A 22,954-nucleotide genomic window follows, 5' to 3' on the forward strand; every position below is an offset into this window, starting at 1 on the left:
CGGTGGGCGAGGGGCACCCTCCCGCCGATCCGGCCCGGTCCGCGTCGGCACCGGACCTGCCCGGCCCCCGGTCCGCCGGGATCGACCCGGCCGGAGCCGCGCCGCCCGCCGCGCCGCCCGCCGAGCCGGAGCCGGTTTCGCGCGTCATGCTCGCCGGCTACCTGCTGGTGGCGGTCATCCTGGTCGGCTGGTTCCTGTGGGGGTGGCTGGGCCTGCGGCAGGGCTTCGTCGACTCGGTGGGCGAGTCCGCGGGTGCCGGGTTCGCGCTGCTGCTCCTCGTCTCGATCGTGGGCTCGCTCCGCCGCAGCCGCCGCTGACCGGCGCGCCCGACGGCCGTCGCCGTCGCGGGCCGGCGCGCCCGCGGCCGTCGCCGGCTCCGGCCGACGGCGGACGGCGGACGGCGGACGGCTCCGGCCGGGGCCGCTCAGTCCAGCACCGCGGCGGTGATCCGGTGCAGCGCGAAGGTGTGCAGCATGTCCGTCCGCTCGTCCTCGGCCCGCAGGTAGCCGGCACCGATCGACACCGGCCGGACCAGTCGGGACGTGGTCCCGCCGTGTGCGTCGACGTACCCGACCCAGACCAGCGACCTGTCCCGGATCGCCTGCTGGAGCACGGCGAGTGCCTGGCTGTGGGTGTGCCGGGCGGCCGGTCGGGCCGCCGGCTCGCCGGCGCGTACCCCGTCCGGCGCCCGCCGCGCCGCGCGGGCCGCCGCCTCCCCACGCCGCATCTGCTCGATGATTCCCAGCACCCGGGGCGGCTCAGCCGCGGCAGCGTCCGTGGGTCGCCGGGCCGGGCGGACGGCACCACCCGGACCGGCGCGCGGACCGGCTTCGGCCGGCTCAGCACCGTGGCGCCGGTGGCGTCCTCCGGCACCGGCGCGTAGCCGGCCTCCCGCAGCACACCCAGCAGCCGGGCCACGTGGTACGGGCTGACCAGGACCGTCGGCGCCAGCCGGCGCAGCGCGAGCGCGGCCACCCGGCGGTCCGCCAGCACCTGCGCCAGCAGCGCCTCGTCGTCGCTGCGCAGGTACACCCCGGCCGCGCCGACCCGCAGCCCGCCGTGCCTGCGGGCCACGTCGTCGATCAGGTACGTCAGCGTCTGCGGCACCGGGGTGCGGGACCGCCGCCGGAACAGCCCGTGCAGGTCCTCGGCGGCGTACCCGATGTCCAACGCCCGGCGCAGGCCGTCCGCGGTGACCCGGTACACGCTGGCGCCGCCGGCCGACTCCGGCTCGGCCACCGCGTCCAGTTCGGCGGCCAGCGCCGGCTCGGGCGGGCCGGGAACGACCACGGTGAGGTCGGCCTGCACCAGGAAATGATCGACCGGGGAGGGCAGGAGCGAGTCCAGGGCGCGTACCGCCGGGGAGGCCGCGCCGGGCAGCGAGGTCGCGGCGGCGCGCACCCCGAGCGGGTCGTTCTCCACGGCGAGCCGTTCCTCCTCGGGGTCGGCCAGCAGCAGCCGGCCGTACGAGGTGAGCGCGCCCAGGCCGGTGATCCCCAGCGTCGCCGCCTCGGCCAGCACCTCCCGGTAGGCCCGTTCGGCACCCCTGCTGCGCCGGGGGCGTGCCAGGCGACCAGTTCCAGCGCCTCGTCCTGGTCCGGCGCGGCGCCCGGGGGAAGCCCGGCGAGCACACCCAGCACGGCCCGCCGGGCGGCGGGTGCGCCGCCCCGCTCGACCTCGGCGGAGAGCGGCGTGATCGGCCGGTCCCGGTCGTCGCGCTGGCCGACCATCCCGGGCTGCCGGGTCATCGCCAGCCATCCGTGCGCCAGGACCTCCCAGCGCTGTGCCAGCGGTTCGCCGCGCCACACCTCGTACCCGGTGGTCGGCAGGACCTGCTGGTCGGCGCCGGCCCGGCCGCCCGCACCCGGCGGGTCGGCCTCGCCGGCCAGCCCGGCCGCGTGGGTGACCTCCAGCAGCAGCGCCGCGGTGGACTCGTCCAGCCCGGTGCTCTTGGACAGCCGGCGCAGCTCGCGGATGCCGATCCCGCCGGAGCGCAGCACCGGAGCCGGCTCGGCGGCGAGCGCCTCCAGCAGCGCCTCGGCGTGCCGGACCGCCTCCATGGTCTGACCGGCGCCCGCCGAGTCGACCGCCTTGGGCTCGCGCGGGGCAGCGGCCGGTTCCGGCGGTGTGGCCCGCAGCGGTCCCAGCGGGCCGGTGTCGCGGCGCAGCAGCAGGCCGACCTCGCGGGGCAGCTCCACGGCCATGCTGCCGGCCGGCAGGCCCGGGTCGGGCACCGGCACGAGCAGGGCGTGCTCCACCAGCCAGCGCACGGCCGAGCCGCCGCCCGGGGCCGCCTGGTCGTCCGTACCCGCCCCGGCCGCCGGCCCGTCCACGGCGGCCGCGTTGTCCGCGGCCGTCCTGTCGGTCGCGGCCGTTTCGTTGGTGACGGTGCCCACGGGTGGCCCGGCGGCGAGCCGGTCCAGGATCTTGCGCGCCCCCGGCGGCGCCGCGAGCACGGTCCGGCGCAGCCGGGCCGGCTCGGCGCAGACCTCCTCCGCCCGCGGGTCCAACTCCGCCGCCGGCCGGCCCAACCCGGCCGGGTACGGCGGGCAGACCTCGTCCACGGCGGCGGCCACCGCCAGCGCGTCGTCCGGCCCGTGCAGCAGGAACAGGTCGCGCAGCCGGTCCAGCGCGGCCCGGACGGCGGCCCGGTCGACCGCGCCGGGCGGGTCAGGGCCAGCGAGAGTACGGCCTCGGCCGTGGTCGTGCCGGTCTCCGGCTGCCGGGTCAGCCGCGCCGCGTCGAGGATCTGCAGGGCGAACCGGTCCAGTCCGTCCAGGGCGCGGGCGACCGACACCCGGGACTGCGCCCGCAGCGCCAACGCGGACAGGTCGGCCGGAACCGGGACCACCAGATCGGGACGCAGCTGGAGGAGTCTGACCAGCGCGTCGTCCGGCATGGACCGCAGACGGTCCGCGAGTGAGGTGCTCATCGTCGTTCCACGCTAGCCGGCCCGACCGGTGTCGCGCCTCTCGGTCGCCAGCCTCCGGTACGCGCGGCGAACCGGAGGCGACGCAACCGGTGAATCCCGCCGCCGGGCCGGCGAATTCGCCGGCACAACTCGGCGGATTCTCAGCGGCGGCACACCGGCCCGGCCGGTTAGCCTTGATAGATCAGCAGTCCGAGCGAAGCAGGGGATGACAGGTGCCGACCGGTCGAGTGAAGTGGTACGACGCGGCCAAGGGATATGGGTTCGTCACCAGCGACGAGGGCGGCGACGTCTTCCTGCCGAAGGGCGCGCTGCCCGCTGGGGTCACCGAACTCAAGGGTGGTCAGCGGATCGAGTTCGGCGTTGTGGACAGCCGCCGGGGCTCGCAGGCGCTGGGGGTGAAGCTGCTGGACGCGCCGCCGTCCGTGGCCGAACTGCGCCGCCGTCCCGCCGAGGAACTGCACGGCCTGGTCGAGGACATGATCAAGGTGCTGGAGGCGAAGGTGCAGCCCGACCTGCGCCGGGGTCGGTTCCCGGACCGGCGGACCGCACAGAAGATCGCTCAGCTTGTGCACGCGGTGGCGCGCGAGCTGGAGGTCTGAGGCACCAGGCCGGCGGCCGCGGCGCGTCCGAGCAGGGCGTCGACCGCGGCCCGGCCGTCCGTACCGAGGTCGGCCGTGAATTCGTTCACATACAGCGCGATGTGCTGCCGTACCACGTCCGGGTCCATCTCCTGAGCGTGCTCCAGGACGTACCCGTGACTGGCCGCCGGGTCGGCCCAGGCCATCCGGACGGATTCGCGGACCCAGGCCGCGGCCTCGGCCGGATCCACCGCGCCACGCCGGGCGAGGATGGCGCCCAGCGGGATCGGCAGGCCGGTGTCGCCCTCCCACCACTCGCCGAGGTCGACCAGGGCGGTGAGCCCGTGCTGCGGGTAGGTGAACCGGGCCTCGTGGATCACCAGCCCGGCGTCGTACCGGCCGGCCGCCACCCCCGGCATGATCTCGTGGAACGGAACGATCTCGATCCGGCCCGGCGGCCGGCCGGCCGACCAGAGCCGGAACAGCAGGTACGCCGTGGTCCGGTCGCCGGGCACCGCCACGGTGGCGCCGGTCAGGTCGGTGCGGTCGCCTTGGTCGGTGCGGTCGCCACGGGTGAGCACCAGCGGGCCGCAGCCGCGTCCGAGAGCGCCGCCGCAGGGCAGCAGGTGGTAGTCCTCCAGCAGCCACGGCAGCGCCGCGTAGCTCACCTTCACCAGGTCGAACGCGCCGCGCTGCGCCGCCGTGTTGGTCACGTCGACGTCGGCGTAGGTCACCTCGACCGGCGGTGCGCCGGGCACCAGTCCGTGCACGAGAGCGTGGAACACGAACGTGTCGTTGGGGCAGGGCGAGATCGCGAGGGACAGCGGCACCCCTCCACCGTAACCACACCGAGCCCGGCCACCGCGGGGAGATGCCTCACCGCGTCTCGGCCGGGGCCGACGATCCGGTGCTCGGCGAGGCGTTGGCCGGCGATCCGGTGGCCGGCGCGGCGGTTCGGGCGGTCCCGGTGGGGGCGGCCGCCGGGGCGGCGGACGGGATCGCGTGGCCCACACGGCGGATCGCCGGGGCGGCGGTGGTGAGCGCCCGGAAGGCGGCGTCGAGTCGCCACGCGGACCGGTCGCGCGGGCCGACCAGGTTGGAGATCGTTCGCAGTTCGGCGAAGGGCAGGCCGGCCTGTCCGGCGGCGGTGGCCACGCCGTACCCCTCCATGGCCTCGGCCACGGCGTCCGGGTAGCGCCCGGCCAGCGCTCGGGCCGTGGCCCCGGTGCCGGTCACCGTGCTGAGCGTGAGCACCGCCCCGGTCACCGCGTCCGGCAGCGCCGCCCGCAGCGCGGCCAGCAGCGCCCGGTCCGCCGGAACCACCGGGTCGCCGAAGCCCAACTCGTCCAGCGGCAGGAACCCGGTCGGCGACTCGGCGCCCAACTCGGCGGCGATGCTGCGGGTGGCCAGCACGAGCGCGCCGATCGCGGCCCGGTCCGGAAAGCCGCCGGCGATGCCGGCGCTCAGCACCGCCGAGTACGGCGCACCGGCCGCCTCGGCGGTGGCGAGCAGCCGGGCCGTTCCGGCCGCGGCAGCCGCCGGACCCACCCCGACGGCCCGCACATCCACGGGCACCGAGCCCGTCCGCGCCGCCTCCGGTGCGCCCTCCGACGTCCCGTCCAGTCCGGCGCGTACCGCGGCGGCCTCGGGCTCGACGGCCGTGGCCACCAGGACCCGTACGGTCATCCCGGCCGTCCCCCGGCGCCGCGTCCCGGGCCGTCGCCGGCCACCGACGAGGGTCGGTAGATGTGGAAGCCCGGCGGGGCGGTCCCCGCGCCTTGCGAATCGGCCGCCGGCTCCGGCTGTTCGTCGGCGTCCGGAGCGTGCGTCCCGGACCGGTCGTCGGACCGGGGCTGCGGGCCGGGAGCGGGCTGCGGGCCGGGAGCAGACGGTGGGCCGGAAACGGGCTGCTGGCCGGGGGCGGGCGGGGGCCGGAAGCCGGTTGCGGGATCGGCCGCTCGGCACTGGCCCGGCCGCTCAGCCGGTCGCCCCGGGCACGGCGGCCACCCCAGGCGGCCGCACCGGCCGCGACGGCGGCCAACCCGGCGGCGATGCCGACCCCGACCTGCCCGGGCAGCGGGATGAGGCCCACCGCGCCGCCGAGGACGAAGGCGAGCATCAGCACGGTCTCGGAGTGCGCGAAGGCGCTGGCCCGCTGGTGCTCCGGGATCCGCTCCTGGATGGTGGCGTCGACGGCCAACTTGGCGATCCCGCTGACCGCGGCCGTGACCAGGCAGAGCGCCGCGGCCATCGGCAGGGAGAGCCGGATCGCGGTCACCGCGGCCAACGCGGTGACCAGCACCAGACCGGCGGTCTGGAGCACGACCGGGCGGCGGATCCGCAGCCGGGTGCCGACCGCGGTGGCCAGGAAGGTGCCGGTGGCCAGGGCCGCTCCGACCAGGCCGAGCGCCACCTCGGCGCCGATGTGCCGGCCGAACGCCGTCGGGTCCAGGTCGCCGGCCCGGATCGCGAAGGCGAGGAAGAGCAGCAGGAAGCCGTACCCGGCCCGCAGCGTGGCCGCGCCGAGCAGCGTGGTGCCGACCAGCGCGCCGGAGAGCACCCGCCGGGCGCCGTGCCACCACGGGCCGGATCGGACGCCGGGTCCGGGCCGGTCGGAGTCGGCCTGGGCCGGCAGCCGCAGCGCGATCACCATGCCGACCAGGAAGATCACCGAGGACACCCGCAGCGGCCACTGCGGGCCGAACCAGAAGGCGGCCAGGCCGAGCGGGGTGACCACCGCGCCGGCGATGGTGCCGTACACGCTGGCCCGCGCGCCCACCTGGGACAGGCCGAGTCCGGCGGGCAGCAGCCGGGGTACCGCGGCGGACCGGGCCACGCCGTACGCGCGGGACAGCGCGAGCACCCCGAACGCGGCCGGATAGAGCCCGATGCCGTGGATGTAGTCGGAGATGAGCCAGGCCAGGAACGCCCGGCCCAGCATGGTCGCGGCCATCGCGTACCGCCGGCCGTGCCGGAAGTGGTCCAGCAGCGGTCCCACCACCGGCGCCAGCAACGCGAACGGGACCATCGTCACCAGCAGGTAGAGCCCGACCCGGGTACGCGCCTCGCCCAGCGGAACGTTGAAGAAGATCGTGCCGGCGAGGCCGATCGCGACCAGCGTGTCCCCGGCGCACGAGGCGGCGTGCAGGTCGAACAGCCGGGACATCCCGGTCTCGCCGCCCGCGCCGCGGGACCGTACCCGGCCCACGCCCCGGCCCACCCACCGGCCGCCGCGGAACCCGCCGCGCAGCAGCAGGCGGAGGCCGCGGACGGTCGTACCGGTGGCGTATCCGGCGACCGAGCGCCGGGGCCGGTCGGCGCGGGAGAAGAGCGGCATGTCCCCATCCTCTCCGATCGCTGCCCGCCGTGCCGCGACTGCCGTGGAGAACAACCGGGGAGTGCGTGTCGGTGGCCCGGACGGATAGGAGACAATGAACGGGTGAGCAGGTCCTCCACCACCCGCGCCCCCCGCCTCGACCAGGTGTGTGCCGCCGCTGTGGAGGTGGCGCGGGCCGGCATCGGCGAGGTCGATCCGGCAGACGTCGGCGAGCACCTCACGGTGGTGGCGGAGGGCGACCGCCTCGTCACGCACTTCTTCGAGTGCCGGCTGCCCGGCTACCAGGGCTGGCGGTGGGCGGTGACGGTGACCCGGATCCCGCGCAGCCGGTCCGTGACGATCTGCGAGACCGTCCTGCTGCCCGGGCCGGACGCGCTGCTGGCGCCCGGCTGGCTGCCCTGGCATGAGCGGCTTCAGCCCGGTGACCTCGGCGTCGGTGATCTGCTGCCGACGTCCGCGGACGACGAGCGGCTGGTGCCCGGCTACCTCTACTCGGACGATCCGGGTGTGGAGGAGGCGGCCTGGGAAATCGGCCTGGGTCGGTCCCGGGTGATGTCCCGGGAGGGCCGGATGGACACGGCCCAGCGGTGGTACGACGGCGACCACGGGCCGGCCGCGCCGATCTCCGTCGCCGCTCCGCCGGCCGCCCGCTGCGGCACCTGCGGCTTCTACCTCCCGCTGGCCGGCGCCCTGCGCCAGGCGTTCGGGGTGTGCGGCAACTTCTACGCGCCGGACGACGGCCGGGCGGTGTCGGCCGACCACGGTTGCGGCGCCCATTCGGAGACGCTTGTCGAGTCCGCCGAGGCGCCGGTCGAGGAGATGCCGACCGCGTACGACGACAGCGCGGTGGAAGCGGTGGAAGCCGTCACGGTTGCCGCGACCGCCGTCGACCCCGCCGCGGGGGACGACCGGAGCTGACCGTCGACGCGTACCGCCGGTGGTGCGGTCAGCGGTCGGCGTGCCGCCGGGCGCGGTGGGCGTCGTAGCGGCGCATCACGGCCAGACCGGGCAGCCCGACCAGGACGCCCGCCAGGCAGATCCACAGCCAGTTCTCGTGCCCGTGCGCGGCCAGCCAGTCGCGGAAGAAGATCAGCAGCACCAGGCCGGCCAGTGCCCACAGCACCATCCCGCCGACCGCGAACGGGACCATCGGCGGGTCGACCGGCTCCGGCTGGTCAGGTGGGGTGGCAGACACGTGAGCAGGATACGCGGCAGGGGGCCGGTGGCGGCGGCCGTGGTCTACGCTCTGCGCTTGGCTGGTCGGCCGCTGGGCCGCCGGGCCGAGAACGGGGTGAGTATGGTCATATCGGTGGTCGTTAGCCAAGCTTATTAGTTAAGCTAACGATGTGACGGAGCGGACGGTGATGGCGGTGGACCTCCCACCGGCGCAGCTGGCACCCCAGCTGCGCGATGCGATCACCCGACTCAACCGCCGGGTACGGCAGGCCCGCCCGGTCGGCGATCTGACGATGACTCAGCTCTCCGCCCTGACCAGCGTCGAGCTGGCAGGCGCGCTGACTCCCCGTGAGCTCGCCGACGCGGAACGGGTCCAGCCACCGACGATGACCAGGACCGTGGCCAAGCTGGAGGAGCGGGGCCTCGTGCGGCGTTCGCCGCACCCGACCGACGGACGGCAGGTCCTGCTCAGCACCACGGATGCTGGGCGGGAGGTTCTGGCGATGTTCGAACGGGCCCGCGACACCTGGCTGGCGCAACGGCTCGCCGAGCTGACCGACGCCGACCGGGAGACCCTGGCCCGAGCAGCGGAGATCCTGCAACAGGTGGCCCGCGCCTGACCGGCGCCGACCATCGGGTCCGCTTCGTCCACCGATGTGGATGACGCGTACAACCCGAAGGAGGCGCACCCCGAGTGCGGCCGCAGCTCAGCAGGACGTTCCAATCCCTACACGTGCGCAACTACCGGCTCTTCACGACCGGTCAGCTCATCAAGCTGATCGGTACCTGGATGATGTTCGTCGCCCAGGACTGGCTGGTCCTACGCCTGTCCGCGCCGACGGCGCTCGGCATCGTCACCGCCTGCCAGTTCACCCCCGTGTTGCTGCTCACGCTCTTCTCCGGGCGGCTGGCGGACCGGTACGACAAGCGGGCACTGCTGCTCATCGCGAACGCGTTCTGGGTGGTGCTGGCGGCCGGGATGAGCCTGCTGGCCATCAGCGGCCTGGTGCAGCTGTGGCACGTGTTCGTGTTCGCGGCCCTGCTCGGCGTGGCGAACGCGATGGAGACGCCGGTCCGGCAGTCCTTCGTCTCGGAGCTGGTCGGCACGCCGCTGCTGCCGAACGCGCTCGCGCTGAACGCGGCCACCTTCAACTCCGCCCGCATCCTCGGCCCGGCCGTCGCCGGCCTCGCGATCGCCGCGTTCGACGTCGGTCCGGTGTTCATGATCTCGGCCGCCAGTTCGATCGCCCCGCTGGTCTGCGTGCTGCGGATGCGCGCGACCGAGCTGCACCGGGAGACACTGCCGGCCGGTGCCGTCCGGCAGCCCGCCCGGGTGATCGACGGGCTGCGGTACGTCGCCAAGCGGCCGGACATCATGCTGCCGATGGCGCTGATGGGCGTGATCGCCATGGGGCTGTTCAACTTCCAGCTCACCCTGGCGGCGCTGGCCAAGACGGTGTTCCACACCTCGGCCGCCACCTTCGGACTGTTCACCACCGCGCTCGCGGTCGGCGCGCTGTGCGGGGCGTTCGCCGGCAGCGGGCGGCGCGGCCGACCGTCGGTGTGGCTGGTCATCGCCGGTGCGCTGGCCACCTCCGTGTTCGGCACGCTGGTCGGGCTGGCCCCGGCGTACTGGCTGGTGGTGGCCCTGCTGCCGCCGACCGGATTCTGCATGGTCTTCTTCGCCCAGGCCGCCAACCAGCGGGTTCAGCTCGGCGTCGACCCCGCGTTCCGCGGTCGGGTGATGGCGCTGTGGGTGCTGGTCTTCCTCGGTACCAACCCGGTCGGCGCCCCGCTGATCGGCTGGACGGCCGAGCACGTCGGCGCGGGTGCCAGCATCTGGATGGGCGGCCTGCTGTCGATGACCGCCGCGGTCACCGCGCTGGTCTGGCAGCTACGGCACAGCGGCGCCACGCTGCGGCTCCGGATGCTTCCGCTGCCCCGGTTCTCCGTGGTGCCGCGGCCGACCGACCCGTGAGGCGGGACCGTGTCCCGGCGCCGCGCGGTCGGGATGTCGTACCCCGGTGGTTTCCTTGCCGCCATGGATCGGAAGCGTTACCTGGAGTGCCTGGCCGCGGATGAGCGGCGGCTGCGCGAGCTGGCCGGTGGTGCCGACCTCGCGACGCCGGTGCCGAGCTGTCCCGACTGGACGCTGGCCGACCTGGTCGAGCACGTCGCCCTGGTCTACCTGCACAAGGTGGAGAGCATGCGGCACGGCCGGCCCCGGCGGTGGCCACCGGCGGATGTCGAGCCCGAGCCGCTCGTCCTGCTCGACCGGGGATACCGCGAGCTGGCCGCCGAGTTCGCGGCCCGGCCGGACGACGAGGCCAGCCCCACGTGGTACGAGCCGGACCAGACCGTCGGTTTCTGGGTGCGCCGGATGGCGCAGGAGACGGTGGTGCACCGCATCGACGCCGAACTCGCGGTCGGGGCGCCGATCGTCGAGGTGCCCGCCGACCTGGCGTTGGACGGCGTCGATGAGATCCTGCTGGCCTTCCTCGGCTACGCGGCGCGCAGTCAGCCGGGAAGCTTCGCCGACCGGCTGCCGGCCGCCGAGCACCGGGTCCTGGTCACCGGCGGCGGCCGCGGCTGGCTGGTCGGGCTCGGCCCGGCGGGCATCGCCGTGACTCGGGCGGACACCGGCACCGGCACCGGCACCGGCCGCGTGGGCGCCGACGGGGCGGGCACCGGGTCCGACGGGGCGGGCACCAATGTCGACCGCGCGGGCACCGGCGCCGACCTGCCGGAGGTCGACCCGGCGGCTGCCGCGGCCGGCACCGGCGGGACCGTCGAGCCGGATGCGGTGGTGTCCGCACGCCCCGACGACCTGCTGCGTTGGCTGTGGCGGCGCTCGCCCGACGAGGCGGTCCGGATCACCGGCGATGCGGCGGCGGTACGGCGGTTCCGCCGCGTGCTGGAGGTGGTGACCCGGTGAGCCCGGCCCGGCGGCCAGCCCCGGTAACGCAACGATGCTGGTATCTGAATTCGCTGGCAGCGTCCGGCGACAGGGCATAGCGTCGATATCGTGGCCGACGGGTTGGTGCTGGCACTGGCACTCCTCGGCGTCGCGTGCCTTCCGGTTGCGGTTGCCGCGGTGGTGTGCGCCGACGAGCTCATCGACCGCGCCGTGTGCGGGCTCGGGGACTGGCGCGAGCAGCGGCGGGAGCGCCGCACGATCGCCCGTCTCGACCAGCTGTTCTCAGTGGAGGGTCAGCCCCCGCGGACCGACGCCGCGGAGCTGGACCGGATCGAGCGACCCTCCCTCGAGCAGATAGCCGCGGACCTGCGCCGGCTCGGCCGCCAGCGGCTCAACGTCGGCAACCGGTCCGGGCTGTGGCAGAGCGCGGTCCAGCAGGCGTACGACGAGCGCCTGCGGCTGGCCAGCCGTGCCCTCGGGATCGACGAGCACCTCGCCGGGTTGGCCGGGGTGGACCTGGAGATCGAACGGGTACGCGTCGAGGGCGAGTTGCAGGCGGCCGGGCTGCGGTTGCCCGGGGTCGCCGAGCAGCGTGGCCGGCGTCCCTGACCGGGCCGGCCGTGCGACTGTTCGTGGCGCTCTACCCGCCGGCCGCCGCGCTGGACGACCTGGCCGCGCGGATCGCCCGGCTGCGGATCGGGACGGCATCGGCCCGGGGAGTCAACGTCCGGGTGCCGGACCGGCACCTGATCCACATCACGCTGGCCTTCCTCGGCGAGGTCGCCGACGACCGGCTGCCCGCCGCGCAGGAGGCGCTCGGCCGGGCCGCGTCGGCCTGGCGCGCCGCCGCCGGGGATTCCGCGCCACTGCTGAACCTGGCCGGTGGCGGCCGGTTCGGCCGGGGCCGGTTCTCGATCCTCTGGGTGGGGGTGGGGGGTGAGACGCAGCGGCTACGGCAGTTGAGCACGACGGTCCGGCGCGAGCTGCGTCGGGCGCGGCTGCCGCACGATCGCCGGCCGTTCCGGCCGCATCTCACGGTGGCCCGTCCCGGCGACCGGCTTCCGGCCGCCGACGTGGCGGCCGACCGGGCGGAGCTGGCGGAGTACGCCGGCCCCGCCTGGTCGGCAACCGAGTTCGTGCTGGTCCGCAGCCATCTCGGCCCGCGGCCCGAGCACCACCGGCTCGCCGGCTGGGCGCTGCGCTGACGGGCCACCCCAGCGACGCCGACCGGTCACGCCGACCGGTCACGCCGACCGGTCACGCCGACCGGCAGCGCCGATCAGCGACGCCGGACCGGTAACGCCGACCCGGCAGCGCCAGCGAGCGACGCCGACCCGGCAGCGCCGACCGTGCCCGCGCCCCGGTCCTACCAGGCCCACGCCTCCGGGCCGGGTCCGCCCTTGCCGACCGGCGGGAAAAGCTCGTCCAGGCGGCTCAGCGCCTTCTCGTCGAGCCGCACGTCGAGGGCACCCAGCGACGCGTCGAGCTGCTCGGCGGTCCGCGGGCCGATGATGGGCGCGGTCACCCCGGGCCGGGCGAGCAGCCAGGCCAGTCCCACGTCCGCCGGGTCGTGGCCCAGCTCGGCGCAGAAGCTCTCGTACGCCTCGATGGCCGCGCGGTTCTCGGTCAGCCCTTCGGCGGCCCGTCCGCTGGTGCTGCGGGCGGCGCCACCCTGCTCCATCTTGCGCAGCACCCCGGCCAGCAGCCCGCCGTGCAGCGGAGACCAGGGGATGATGCCCAACCCGTAGTGCTGGGCGGCCGGTACGACCTCCAGTTCCACGTGTCGGGTCATCAGGTTGTAGATGCACTGCTCCGAGACGAGGCCCAGGAAGTTGCGCTGTTGCGCCGCGGCCTGCGCCTGCCCGAGGTGCCAGCCGGCGAAGTTCGACGAGCCGACGTAGAGCACCTTGCCCTGCGCGACCAGGGTCTCCATCGCCTGCCAGATCTCCTCCCAGGGAGTGCTCCGGGAGACGTGGTGCATCTGGTACAGGTCGATCGTGTCGGTCTGTAGCCGGCGTAGCGAGTCCTCGCAGGCCCGCACGATGTGCCGGGCGCTCAGGCCCTGTTCGTTGGGCCAGTCGCCCATCTTGCCGTACACCTTGGTGGCCAGCACCACCTTCTCCCGGCGACCGCCGCCCTGGGCGAACCACCGGCCGATGATCTGCTCGGTGACGCCCTCGCCGGTCTGCCACCCGTAGACGTCGGCGGTGTCGAAGAAGTTGACGCCGCGCTCCAGCGCGCGGTCCATGATGGCGAAGCTGTCCGGTTCGCTCGTCTGTGGACCGAAGTTCATGGTGCCGAGGCAGAGGCGGCTGACGGTAAGGCCGGTTCGGCCCAGGTTGGTGTACTCCATTACTTCACCCTGCCACGCGGACACTTCGAGTGCCCTGCAACTGTGGAGGCCAGCCGACCTCCACAGTCACCGGGCGGTCGAGGGTGCGCTCAGGAGCTTTCCCGGGCCGCCGGCCCGCCGCCGAAGAGCACGTCGTCCCAGCTCGGCAGCCGCTTGCGGGGCTTGCCGGCGGGGTCGGTGGACTCGGCGCCGCCGGACTGGCCGCCCGCCCGGCGTGGCCGCAGCACCGCCAGCGACGGCACCGCCGGGACCTCCTTGGGCAGGTCCGCGTCGTCGTCGAAGGCCGAACCCTGGCCCCCGCCGAGCAGCGCGGCGGCACCGCCGGCCACCGGCCGCTGCCGGGGCGCCTCGGCGCCGCCGAGCGCCGCCGGGTCGAGACCGCGCCCGGCCGAGGAGCCGAGTGGACGGTCCAGCGAGGCCAGCAGCGCGTCCCGGCCGGCCCGGATCGGGTCGCGACCCGGACGCCCGGGATCCGCGGCGGCCGGCAGCCCGTGCCCACCCCGGCCGGGCTCCATCCGACTGGGGCCGGGCAGGGCGTGCCCGCCGCGCTCCGGGGCGGGTTCCTGACCCAGCAGCGGTGCCGGCCGCTCGGCGCAGAGGTACTGCGCCATGTCGTCGTGCGGGGCCACCGTCTGCCGGCTCTTGTCCAGATCCCAGATGGCCTGGGCGGTCGCCTTCCCGGACGGCCAGGTGGCGACGATCCGCCAGGTGCCGTCGTCGCGCCGGTACGCGTCCCAGGAGATCTTCTCGGTGTCGATGCCGTGCTGGGCCAGCCGGCCGTCCACGACCTCGGCCAGCGGGGTCGCCTTCTCGGCGGACTTCAGCCGGGTGCGCCGGGCGTGCTGGGCGAGCATGGCCCGCTCCTGCAACACCGGACCCGCGTACCGCAGCACCCGGTCCACCGGGACGCCCGCGATGCGGGCCACGTCCTCGGCGGACTCGCCGGCCCGGATCCGGGCCTGGATGTCCCGGGGGACAGCGACGGCTGCGGGTCGTTGCCCGCCGGCGCGACCGCGAGCGGCGGCGAGCCCGGCTCGTTGTGCATCGCCGTGGCGACCCGCTCGTCGATGGGTAGCGCGAGCAGCCGGCCCACCTCGTCGGCGAGAACCAGGGCCTGGCCGTCCTCGGAGAGGGCGACGAAGCGTACTGGGCGCATCGCGTTGCCTCCGTCCCGCTTCGCTGGCCATCGCCGCCCGGCGCGGCACGCCGGGCGCGTTCCCTGGACACGGTACGCCGGTCAGGGTACCGATGGGGGGACGCACGCCCCGCATGTCGTGACCGGAAGGGCCGGTGCGGGGGCGTCGGGGACGACTCCCGGGCCGGCGGGAACCGGCTGCGCTGACCGGCCGGTCAACCGGCCGACCGGTCAGGCGGGTGCCGGGTCGGCGCCCCGGTGGCGGGGCGGATGGTGTCGGGTCAGAGCCGCTCGACCACGTGGTCGATGCACCGGGTCAGCGCCTCCACGTCGGCCGGTTCGACCGCCGGGTAGAGGGCGATCCGCAGCTGGTTGCGGCCGAGCTTGCGGTACGGCTCGGTGTCCACGATCCCGTTCGCGCGCAGGACCTTGGCCAGGACCGTCGCGTCCACCCCGTCGGCGAAGTCGATGGTCGCCACGACGTTCGAGCGCAGCGCCGGGTCCAGCACGAACGGGGTGGCCACGCTCGACCGCTCGGCCCAGCCGTACAGGACGCCGGCGCTCTCGGCGGTCCGCTTGGCGGCCCAGCCCAGCCCGCCCTGGCCGTTCATCCAGTCGGTCTGCTCGGCGGCCAGGAAGATGGTGGCCAGCGCCGGGGTGTTGTACGTCTGCTCCAGGCGCGAGTTGTCGATCGCGGTGACCAGATCCAGGAAGGCCGGAACGTACCGGCTGGCCCGGACCTCGGCGGCCCGCTCCAGCGCGGCCGGCGACATGAGCGCGATCCACAGGCCGCCGTCGGAGCCGAAGCACTTCTGCGGGGCGAAGTAGTAGACGTCGGTCTCCCGGACGTCCACCTCCAGCCCACCGGCGCCGGAGGTCGCGTCGACCAGCAGCAGCGACCCGTCGTCGGCCCCCGGCACCCGGCGGATCGGCACGGCGACGCCGGTCGAGGTCTCGTTCTGCGGCGTGCCGTACGTGTCGACGCCGGCCTCGGCGGTCAACGCCGGCGCGGAGCCCGGGTCGGCCTTGCGGACGGTCGGCTCGCCCAGGAACGGCGCCTCCGCCACCGACTTGGCGAACTTGCTGCCGAACTCGCCGAAGCTGGCGAGCTGGGCCCGGTCCCGGATCAGGCCGAACGCGGCGACCTCCCAGAACGCGGTGGTGCCGCCGTTGCCGAGCACCACCTCGTACCCGTCGGGCAGGTCGAAGAACTCGGCGATGCCGCGCCGCAGCCGCGCCACCTGGTCGCGGACGGTCTTCTGCCGGTGGGACGTCCCGAGGTAGCTGGTCGCCACGTCCGCGAGGGCCGCGACGGCCGCCGGGCGGACCTTGGACGGCCCGCTCCCGAAGCGGCCGTCGGCGGGCTTCAACTCATCGGGGATCCGGATGCTGGGGACGTCAGCCACGGTGATCGAAGATCCTTCCGGACGGGGCCACTCGCTCGGCGGCCCGCGGCGGGGGTACCCGCCGGATCGTGCGGGGTGCGACCCGGTCGGCGGCGGGTGAGGACCGGCGGCGTTGCCGTGCCACCATCCTTGCACCCGCCGGCCGACACCCGGGCCGGGGTGGGCGGGTCAGCGGTGAGGCGTCCGCCACAGCCCGCCCGTGCGCATCGCTCAGACGTCGTGCGGGACGGCGTCCCAGCCCGGCACCTGGCTCGGCTTGCGGGGGGCGGCGCCCACGTACTTCGCCGACGGGCGGACCAGCCGCTTGAGCCGCTTCTGTTCGAGGATGTGCGCGCTCCACCCGCCCATCCGGGCGCAGGTGAACATCGAGGTGAACATGTGCGCCGGCACCTCGGCGAAGTCGAGCACGACCGCCGACCAGAACTCGACGTTGGTGGCCAGGACCCGGTCGGGGCGGCGGGACTGCAACTCGGCCAGCGCCGCCTTCTCCAGCGCCTCGGCCACCTCGAAGCGGGGCGCGCCGAGTTCCTTGGCGGTCCGCCGGAGCACCCGGGCCCGCGGGTCCTCGGCCCGGTAGACCCGGTGCCCGAAGCCCATCAGCCGCTCGCCGCGGTCCAGCACGCCCTTGACGTAGCCCTCCGCGTCGCCGCTGCGCTCCACCGCCTCGATCATGCCGAGCACCCGGGACGGCGCGCCGCCGTGCAGCGGCCCGGACAGCGCCCCGATCCCGGAGGAGATGCAGGCCGCGGCGTCCGCGCCGGTCGAGGCCACGATCCGGGCGGTGAACGTCGAGGCGTTCATGCCGTGCTCGGCCGCCGAGATGAAGTACGCGTCGACCGCCTTGACGTGCCGCGGGTCCGGTTCCCCGCGCCAGCGCTTCATGAACCGCTCGACGATCGTCGACGCCTTGTCGATCTCCTTCTGCGGCACGGCCGGCAGGCCGAGCCCGCGGGCGGACTGTGCCACGAACGACAACGCCGTCACGGATACCCGCGCCAGGTCCTCCCTGGCCCGTTCGGCGGAGATGTCCAACAGCTGGTCCAGCCCCCAGTAGGGCGCCAGCATCGCGACGGCGGACTGCACGTCCACCCGGATGTCACCGGAGTGCACCGGCACCGGGAACGGTTCGGCCGGCGGCAGCCCGGGGCCGAAGCGGCCGTCCACCAGCAGCGCCCAGACGTTTCCGAAGGAGACCTGGCCGATGAGATCCTCGATGTCGACGCCGCGGTAGCGCAGCGCGCCGCCCTCCTTGTCGGGCTCGGCGATCTCGGTCTCGAAGGCGGTTACGCCCTCCAGCCCCGGCTTGAAGTCGGACATGTGCTCTCCTGGAATCGATCGTCCGCGCGCCGGGCCGTGCCCGATGTTCCCGGGCGTCGCTGTCCCGACCTCCATGGGTGTGTTCGGAACATCTTGCCCCCGCACAAGCGGCAACGCGACCCTCGTGAGCTGTGCGGCATGTGACATCCGCCGCTTGAGCTGGGCCGGACGGACGCTCGGGGCGGCGTCGAGGGCGAGGATGGGGGCGTGGCCGACCCTTCCCAACCGACCCGGATGCGCCGGGAGTACGCCGGCCGCGGCCTGCGTCGCGCCGATCTGGCCGCCGACTGGCGTACCCAGTTCGGGAGCTGGTTCGCCGACGCGGTGGACGCGGCGCTGCCGGAGCCGAACGCAATGATCTTCGCCACGGCCGACGCCGCCGGCCGACCCAGCACCCGGACCGTGCTGCTGAAGGAGTACGACGAGCGCGGGCTGGTGCTGTACACCAACTACGGGTCGCGCAAGGGCACCGAGGCGCGGGCCAATCCGCACGGCAGTCTGCTCTTCCCGTGGTTTCCCATGCGGCGGCAGGTGGTGTTCTGCGGCCGGATCGAGCGGGTGGACCGGGCCGAGACCGAGGCGTACTTCGCCCGCCGGCCGCGCGGCTCCCAACTCGGTGCCTGGGCCAGCGCCCAGTCCACGGTGCTGCCGGACCGGGCCGCGCTGGACGAGGCGTACCGGTCGGTGGCGGCGCGGTTCGGGCCGGACGACCCGATCCCGCCGCCGCCGCACTGGGGTGGGCTGCGGCTCGTGCCCGAGACGGTGGAGTTCTGGCAGGGCCGGGCCAGCCGCCTGCACGATCGACTGCGCTACCGGCGGACCGCACCGGACGGCTGGGTCGTCGAACGGCTGGCGCCGTGACCAGTACCGAGCGGCAGCCCGAGGCAGCCGAAGGGGCGGCGGAAGCCGGCGGGATCGGGGCGGCCAGCGGGGCCGAGGCGGCCGGGGCGGCCGGGGAGGCCGGCGAGACCGGGGCAGCGGCCGCGCCGGCGGCCGGCGGCCGCCTGGCGCGCTGGGCGATCGACGTACGGCCGCTGCGCCTGGTCCCGTACCGCCGGCTCTGGCTGGGTGACGCCGTCGCGACGTACGGCTACCAGTTCACCGCCGTGGCGGTGCCGGTGGAGATGTTCGTCCTGACCCGCTCGTCGCTCTGGGTCGGGCTGCTCGGTCTGGCCGGACTGGTGCCGTTGTTGATCTTCGGCCTCTGGGGTGGTGCCATCGCCGACGCGGTGGACCGGCGCCGGCTGCTGCTGGTCAGTTCGCTGCTGGCCTGGTCGGGCACGCTGGGCCTGCTGATCCAGGCGGTTCTTCGGGTGGGCAGCCCGACCCTGCTGCTGGTCCTGGTGGCGGTCCAGGCCGTCGGGTACGCGGTCAGTTCGCCCACCCGGACGGCGATCATCCCCCGGTTGGTGCCGGCAGACCTGGTGCCGGCGGCCAACACGCTCCGGTTCACCACCGGCCAGGCCGGCCTGGTCTTCGGCCCGCTGAGCGCCGGGCTGATCTTCGCGGCCTGGGCCGTGCCGGTGGCGCTGCCGATCGCGTACGCCTGCGACGCCGCGTTGTTCAGCGTGTCGCTCTGGGCCGTCCTGCGGCTTCCGGCGCTGCCGCCGACGGAGGTGGAGCCCGGTGCGGTCCGCTCGGTCGGGCTGCGCAGCGTGGTCGACGGCCTGCGCTACCTGGCCGGCACCCCGGTGCTGCTGCTGTCGTTCGCCGTCGACATCGTCGCGATGGTGCTGGCCCTGCCGCGTTCCCTCTTCCCCGAGGTGGCCGCCGAGCGGTTCGGCGGTACCGCCGCGGTGGGCTGGCTGTACAGCGCCATCGCGATCGGGTCGGTCCTCGGCGGGCTCACCTCGGGTTGGATCGGCCGGGTCCGACGGCAGGGCCTCGCGCTGGTTGCCGCGGTGGTCGGCTGGGGAGTGGCGATCGCCGCGGCCGGGCTGGCCCGGCAGCTCTGGCTGACGGTGCTGCTGCTCGCGCTGGCCGGCGGCGCCGATCTGGTCAGCGCGGTCTTCCGCCAGTCGATAATGCTGGTGTACGCCCCGGATCGGCTGCGCGGTCGGTTGCAGGGCGTGAACACGGTGGTGGTCGCGGGCGGGCCGCGCCTCGGCGACCTGCGGGCCGGCGCCACCGCCGCGGCCTTCGGCACCGGGGTGGCCTGGGTGGGCGGCGGCATCACCGCGGCCGTGCTGGCCGCGCTGCTGGCCGTCGTTTTCCCGGCACTGCGCCGGTACCGGGCGCAGCGTTGAGGCACTCGCCGTAGCTGAGTGCGCACGCACTCGCCGTGGGCGATCGCGGCGAGACCCGCCGGTAACCGATATCGTCCCCGGCATGGAAAACGTCGAACCGGGCGGCCGGCCGCCCTCGGGCGCACAGTGGACGATCGCGGCCGGCGGCCACGAGGCGGTGATCGTCGAGGTCGGTGGCGGCCTGCGGTCGTACCGGCATGAGGGCGTCGACTACCTCGACGGCTACGGCGTCGACGAGCTGTGTCCCGGCTGCGCCGGCCAGGTGCTCGCGCCGTGGCCGAACCGGATCCGGGACGGCCGGTACACCTTCGGCGGGCGCACGCTCCAGCTCGACCTGAGCGAGCCGGAGCGGCACGTGGCGATCCACGGACTGGTCAACTGGGTGCCGTGGCGGCTCGTGGAGCAGGCTCCGGACGCCGTGACGCTGGAGTACGACCTGCCGGCCCATCCGGGTTACCCCTGGTCGCTGCGGCTGCGTACCCGGTGGGCGGTCGGCCCGGACGGGCTGTGGGCGGAGCATCAGGTGACGAACCTGAGCGGCGAGTCGGCCCCGTTCGGATTCTCGGTGCACCCCTACCTGCGACTTCCGGACGTACCGGTCGACGACCTGATGCTGCGGCTGCCGGCGCGGACCCGGATGCTGGTGGACGGTCGGCTGCTGCCCATCGGCGCGGCGCGGGTGACCGGCACCGAGTACGACTGGACGTCGCCGCGACCGATCGGCGAGGCCCGGCTGGACCTCACCTTCGGCGACGTGATCCGCGACGACGACGGATCCTCCGCGGTCACGCTGGCCGCGCCGGACGGCTCGACCGGGGTACGGATCTGGGCGGACCGGGAGTTCGGCTGGTGGCAGGTGTTCACCGGCGACAGCCTGCCCGGGGAGCGGCACCGCCGCTCGGTGGCGGTGGAACCGATGACCTGCCCGCCGGACGCCTTCCGGTCCGGCAACGACGTGATCGCCCTGGAACCCGGCAAGGACTGGCACGGGACCTGGGGCATCCGGCCCGTCGGCTGAGCCTGCCCGGGAGGGGTGGCATGGAATTCTCCGAGGTGGTGCGCCGCCGGCGGATGGTACGCAACTACGACCCGGACCGGCCGGTGCCGGCGGACGTGCTGGAGCGGCTGCTCGAACACGCCCTGCACGCCCCGTCCGCGGGCTTCTCGCAGGGCTGGGGCTTCCTGGTGCTGGAGTCCGCGGCCGACCGGGACCGGTTCTGGGCCACCACCACGCCGGACGAGTTGGCCGGCAGCGGCTGGCTGGCCGGGATGCGCCGGGCGCCGGTGATCGTCGTGCCGCACGCCAACAAGTCCGCCTACCTCGACCGGTACGCCGAGTCGGACAAGGGCTGGGCCGATCGGGACGAGGGCCGGTGGCCGGTGCCGTACTGGCAGATCGACACCGGGTTCGCCGCCCTGATGATGCTGCTGACGGCCGTCGACGAGGGGCTGGGCGCGTGCTTCTTCGGCATCCCGCCGGAGCGCGTGGATCCGTTCCGGGTCGAGTTCGGGGTGCCGGACCGGTACGGGCCGATCGGGGCGATCACGATCGGCTACCGTGCCCCGGATCGCCGCTCGCCCTCGCTGCGGCGCGGACGCCGGCCGGTGGCCGAGGTGGTGCACCGGGGACGGTGGCGGGAGCCCGGGTCGGCCTCGTGAGGCGGTTGAGTGGCGAGACAGTCGTAACGAAACTGACATCCTGGAACAAACCGTAAGTGGAACCGGGTCGTTAGGCTGGCACGGGTCGTTGTGACCCGACATCGCGACCGCGGGATCGCAACGTCGGGGCGGGGAACGCCGGGGTCCGTCCGACCCCTGTGTGGGGAGGGGAGCGTGCCGTCGTGATCTTCAAAGCGGTTCGGGACGGGCGTCCCTATCCCGAACACGGGCTCACGCTGAAACAGTGGTCCGAGATCCCGCCGCGCCCGTTGCGGCTGGACCAACTGATCACGACCAAGCGCGAACTCGCGCTGGACAAGCTGCTGGCCGAGGACTCGACCTTCTACGGCGACCTGTTCCCGCACGTGGTGCAGTGGAACGGCGGGCTCTACCTGGAGGACGGGCTGCACCGGGCGCTGCGGGCGGCGCTCCAGCAGCGCAACCAGATCCACGCCCGGGTGCTGGTGCTGCCGGCACCCACCGCCGGCTGAGCCCGTCCGGAGCAGGCTGAACAGCCGTTAGGGTGGCGGTCATGACGGACCGACGCCGGCCGGCGGATCCGCCGGTCACCCCCGAGCAACTGCTCGACCTGGACTCGCTGCTCTCCGACGAGGAGCGGCAGATCCGGGACGTGGTGCGCCGGGTGGTGGACGACCGGGTACGGCCGTACGTCGCCGACTGGTACGAGCGCGGCCAGGTGCCGGCGCGCGAACTGGCCGTCGAGTTCGGCAGGCTCGGCCTGCTCGGCATGCACCTGAGCGGGTACGGCTGCGCCGGCGCCTCGGCCGCCGCGTACGGGCTGGCCTGCCTGGAACTGGAGGCCGGCGACTCCGGGATCCGCTCGCTGGTCTCCGTGCAGGGCTCGCTGGCGATGTTCGCCATCTGGCGGTACGGCAGCGAGGAGCAGAAGCGGCGGTGGCTGCCGGTGATGGCCACCGGCGAGGCGATCGGCTGCTTCGGCCTCACCGAGCCGGACCACGGGTCGGATCCGGCGAACATGGTCACCCGGGCGCGCCGCGAGGGCACGGACTGGGTGCTCACCGGCGGCAAGACGTGGATCACGAACGCCCCGGTCGCCGACGTGGCGGTGATCTGGGCGCGGGTCGTCGAGGACGGCGTGGTCGGCCGGGTCCGCGGCTTCGTCGTACCGATGGACAGCCCCGGCGTGACGGCCCGGCCGATCGGCCGCAAGATGTCGCTACGCGCCTCCAGCACCGGCGAGATCGTCCTGGACGAGGTGCGGCTGCCGGCCGACGGCCTGCTGCCCGACGCCTCGGGGCTGGGCGCCCCGCTGTCCTGCCTCACCGAGGCGCGGCACGGGATCGCCTGGGGCGCGCTGGGCGCGGCCCGTGACTGCCTGCACACCACGCTGCGGTACGCGGGCGAGCGGGAGCAGTTCGGCCGGCCGATCGCCGGGTTCCAGCTCACCCAGGCCAAGCTCGCCGACATGGCTGTCGAACTGCAGAAGGGCTACCTGCTCGCCCTGCACCTGGCCCGGCTGGCCGACCGCGGTGCGCTGCGCCCCGAGCAGGTCAGCGTGGGCAAGCTGAACAACGTCCGGGAGGCACTGGCGATCGCCCGACAGTGCCGGACGATTCTCGGGGCCAACGGGATCAGCGGCGAGTATCCGGTGCTGCGGCACGCGAACAACCTGGAGAGCGTGCTGACCTACGAGGGCACCTCCGAGGTCCACCAGCTGATCATCGGGCAGCGGCTGACCGGGCTGAGCGCGTTCGCCTGACCCCGGTCCGCCCGGCCCGACCTCCGGCCCGCCCGGCCCGACCTCCGGTCCGTCCGGCCCGACCTCCGGCCCGCCGCAGGTCATGATCCGGCGGCGCCCGCCGATTCGCGCGTGTCGTACCCCACTTGTACCGTCATGGATACACCCAGCTTCGTGA

The 22,954-nt window shown here is 74.7% G+C and carries 19 protein-coding genes and 4 pseudogenes; 14 read left to right on the forward strand and 9 right to left on the reverse strand.

Annotated features, from left to right (window positions below; translation table 11 throughout):
• The first annotated feature begins 2 nt into the window (after positions 1-2).
• Positions 3-317: a hypothetical protein gene (locus tag CIK06_RS02675; protein WP_232534403.1), complete on the forward strand. Its 315-nt coding sequence runs from the start codon at positions 3-5 to the stop codon at positions 315-317.
• A gap of 107 nt (positions 318-424) precedes the next feature.
• Here CIK06_RS02675 and CIK06_RS02680 read toward each other — a convergent pair.
• Positions 425-2,932: pseudogene (locus tag CIK06_RS02680) on the reverse strand (helicase-associated domain-containing protein).
• A gap of 212 nt (positions 2,933-3,144) precedes the next feature.
• Between CIK06_RS02680 and CIK06_RS02685 the strand changes: the two are divergent.
• Positions 3,145-3,531 carry a cold-shock protein gene (locus CIK06_RS02685; RefSeq protein ID WP_095563477.1) on the forward strand — a complete coding sequence of 129 codons (387 nt, stop codon included), beginning with the start codon at positions 3,145-3,147 and terminating at the stop codon, positions 3,529-3,531.
• Here CIK06_RS02685 and CIK06_RS02690 read toward each other — a convergent pair.
• From CIK06_RS02690 to CIK06_RS02700, 3 genes and pseudogenes are all read right to left on the reverse strand, one after another.
• The gene (locus CIK06_RS02690) at positions 3,492-4,340 is read right to left on the reverse strand and encodes a 1,4-dihydroxy-6-naphthoate synthase (RefSeq protein ID WP_095563478.1); all 849 of its coding nucleotides are present in this window, start codon (positions 4,338-4,340) and stop codon (positions 3,492-3,494) included. The genes CIK06_RS02685 and CIK06_RS02690 overlap by 40 nt on opposite strands.
• A gap of 187 nt (positions 4,341-4,527) precedes the next feature.
• Positions 4,528-5,196: pseudogene (locus CIK06_RS02695) on the reverse strand (futalosine hydrolase); the annotation flags it as partial.
• Positions 5,193-6,847: pseudogene (locus CIK06_RS02700) on the reverse strand (MFS transporter). The pseudogenes CIK06_RS02700 and CIK06_RS02695, both read right to left, overlap by 4 nt.
• An 84-nt stretch (positions 6,848-6,931) precedes the next feature.
• Between CIK06_RS02700 and CIK06_RS02705 the strand changes: the two are divergent.
• A complete protein-coding gene (locus tag CIK06_RS02705; RefSeq protein WP_095567512.1) occupies positions 6,932-7,765 on the forward strand; it encodes a DUF3027 domain-containing protein in 834 nt (277 codons plus the stop codon).
• A 28-nt stretch (positions 7,766-7,793) separates the two neighbouring features.
• Here the strand turns inward: CIK06_RS02705 and CIK06_RS02710 are convergent, their stop codons facing one another.
• A complete protein-coding gene (locus tag CIK06_RS02710) occupies positions 7,794-7,997 on the reverse strand; it encodes a DUF2530 domain-containing protein (RefSeq protein WP_369916166.1) in 204 nt (67 codons plus the stop codon).
• Between the two features lie 196 nt (positions 7,998-8,193).
• Between CIK06_RS02710 and CIK06_RS02715 the strand changes: the two genes are divergently transcribed.
• From CIK06_RS02715 to thpR, 5 genes are all read left to right on the forward strand, one after another.
• Entirely contained in the window at positions 8,194-8,643 is a 450-nt protein-coding gene (locus CIK06_RS02715; RefSeq protein ID WP_095563481.1) for a MarR family winged helix-turn-helix transcriptional regulator, read from the forward strand.
• Between the two features lie 74 nt (positions 8,644-8,717).
• A complete protein-coding gene (locus CIK06_RS02720; RefSeq protein WP_095563482.1) occupies positions 8,718-10,001 on the forward strand; it encodes an MFS transporter in 1,284 nt (427 codons plus the stop codon).
• Positions 10,002-10,064: 63 nt separating this feature from the next.
• The gene (locus CIK06_RS02725) at positions 10,065-10,958 is read left to right on the forward strand and encodes a maleylpyruvate isomerase N-terminal domain-containing protein (RefSeq protein WP_095563483.1); all 894 of its coding nucleotides are present in this window, start codon (positions 10,065-10,067) and stop codon (positions 10,956-10,958) included.
• Positions 10,959-11,048: 90 nt separating this feature from the next.
• Positions 11,049-11,549 carry a hypothetical protein gene (locus CIK06_RS02730; protein WP_095563484.1) on the forward strand — a complete coding sequence of 167 codons (501 nt, stop codon included), beginning with the start codon at positions 11,049-11,051 and terminating at the stop codon, positions 11,547-11,549.
• 11 nt (positions 11,550-11,560) lie between these two features.
• Positions 11,561-12,145, forward strand: a complete 585-nt coding sequence (gene thpR, locus CIK06_RS02735) for an RNA 2',3'-cyclic phosphodiesterase (RefSeq protein ID WP_095563485.1) — start codon at positions 11,561-11,563, stop codon at positions 12,143-12,145.
• 161 nt (positions 12,146-12,306) lie between these two features.
• On the opposite strand, the gene CIK06_RS02740 is transcribed toward thpR, so the two are convergent.
• The 4 genes and pseudogenes from CIK06_RS02740 to CIK06_RS02755 all read right to left on the reverse strand — a co-directional run bounded on the left by CIK06_RS02740 (position 12,307) and on the right by CIK06_RS02755 (position 17,151).
• A complete protein-coding gene (locus CIK06_RS02740; RefSeq protein ID WP_095563486.1) occupies positions 12,307-13,293 on the reverse strand; it encodes an aldo/keto reductase in 987 nt (328 codons plus the stop codon).
• An 89-nt stretch (positions 13,294-13,382) separates the two neighbouring features.
• Positions 13,383-14,449, reverse strand: a pseudogene (gene sepH, locus CIK06_RS02745) (septation protein SepH).
• Positions 14,450-14,709: 260 nt separating this feature from the next.
• Positions 14,710-15,834, reverse strand: a complete 1,125-nt coding sequence (serC, locus tag CIK06_RS02750) for a phosphoserine transaminase (protein WP_095563487.1) — start codon at positions 15,832-15,834, stop codon at positions 14,710-14,712.
• A gap of 210 nt (positions 15,835-16,044) precedes the next feature.
• Entirely contained in the window at positions 16,045-17,151 is a 1,107-nt protein-coding gene (locus CIK06_RS02755; protein WP_095563488.1) for a citrate synthase 2, read from the reverse strand.
• A 234-nt stretch (positions 17,152-17,385) separates the two neighbouring features.
• Between CIK06_RS02755 and pdxH the strand changes: the two genes are divergently transcribed.
• The 6 genes from pdxH (at position 17,386) to CIK06_RS02785 (ending at position 22,797) form a co-directional block, all read left to right on the forward strand.
• Complete coding sequence (pdxH, locus tag CIK06_RS02760) at positions 17,386-18,012, forward strand: pyridoxamine 5'-phosphate oxidase (protein WP_095563489.1); 627 nt, start codon at positions 17,386-17,388, stop codon at positions 18,010-18,012.
• A gap of 143 nt (positions 18,013-18,155) precedes the next feature.
• Positions 18,156-19,397, forward strand: a complete 1,242-nt coding sequence (locus CIK06_RS02765; protein ID WP_095567513.1) for an MFS transporter — start codon at positions 18,156-18,158, stop codon at positions 19,395-19,397.
• Between the two features lie 82 nt (positions 19,398-19,479).
• On the forward strand, positions 19,480-20,415 hold the full coding sequence (locus CIK06_RS02770) for an aldose 1-epimerase family protein (protein WP_095563490.1): 936 nt from the start codon (positions 19,480-19,482) through the stop codon (positions 20,413-20,415).
• 20 nt (positions 20,416-20,435) lie between these two features.
• A complete protein-coding gene (locus CIK06_RS02775; RefSeq protein WP_095563491.1) occupies positions 20,436-21,056 on the forward strand; it encodes a nitroreductase family protein in 621 nt (206 codons plus the stop codon).
• A 182-nt stretch (positions 21,057-21,238) separates the two neighbouring features.
• A complete protein-coding gene (locus tag CIK06_RS02780; protein WP_095563492.1) occupies positions 21,239-21,547 on the forward strand; it encodes a type II toxin-antitoxin system VapB family antitoxin in 309 nt (102 codons plus the stop codon).
• A gap of 41 nt (positions 21,548-21,588) precedes the next feature.
• Positions 21,589-22,797: an acyl-CoA dehydrogenase family protein gene (locus tag CIK06_RS02785; protein WP_095563493.1), complete on the forward strand. Its 1,209-nt coding sequence runs from the start codon at positions 21,589-21,591 to the stop codon at positions 22,795-22,797.
• Positions 22,798-22,954: the final 157 nt, after the last annotated feature.

The sequence above is a fragment of the Plantactinospora sp. KBS50 genome (assembly GCF_002285795.1).
Classification (GTDB): Bacteria; Actinomycetota; Actinomycetes; order Mycobacteriales; family Micromonosporaceae; genus KBS50.

Bases quoted from the DNA above. Each gene is read 5' to 3' on its own strand.
- CIK06_RS02775 (WP_095563491.1), top strand. From the start codon at position 20,436: ATGGAATTCTCCGAGGTGGTGCGCCGCCGGCGGATGGTACGCAACTAC.
- pdxH (WP_095563489.1), top strand. From the start codon at position 17,386: ATGCGCCGGGAGTACGCCGGCCGCGGCCTGCGTCGCGCCGATCTGGCC.
- CIK06_RS02755 (WP_095563488.1), bottom strand. From the start codon at position 17,151: ATGTCCGACTTCAAGCCGGGGCTGGAGGGCGTAACCGCCTTCGAGACC.
- CIK06_RS02710 (WP_369916166.1), bottom strand. From the start codon at position 7,997: ATGGTCCCGTTCGCGGTCGGCGGGATGGTGCTGTGGGCACTGGCCGGC.
- CIK06_RS02740 (WP_095563486.1), bottom strand. From the start codon at position 13,293: ATGGAGTACACCAACCTGGGCCGAACCGGCCTTACCGTCAGCCGCCTC.
- CIK06_RS02785 (WP_095563493.1), top strand. From the start codon at position 21,589: ATGACGGACCGACGCCGGCCGGCGGATCCGCCGGTCACCCCCGAGCAA.
- CIK06_RS02770 (WP_095563490.1), top strand. From the start codon at position 19,480: ATGGAAAACGTCGAACCGGGCGGCCGGCCGCCCTCGGGCGCACAGTGG.
- CIK06_RS02725 (WP_095563483.1), top strand. From the start codon at position 10,065: ATGGATCGGAAGCGTTACCTGGAGTGCCTGGCCGCGGATGAGCGGCGG.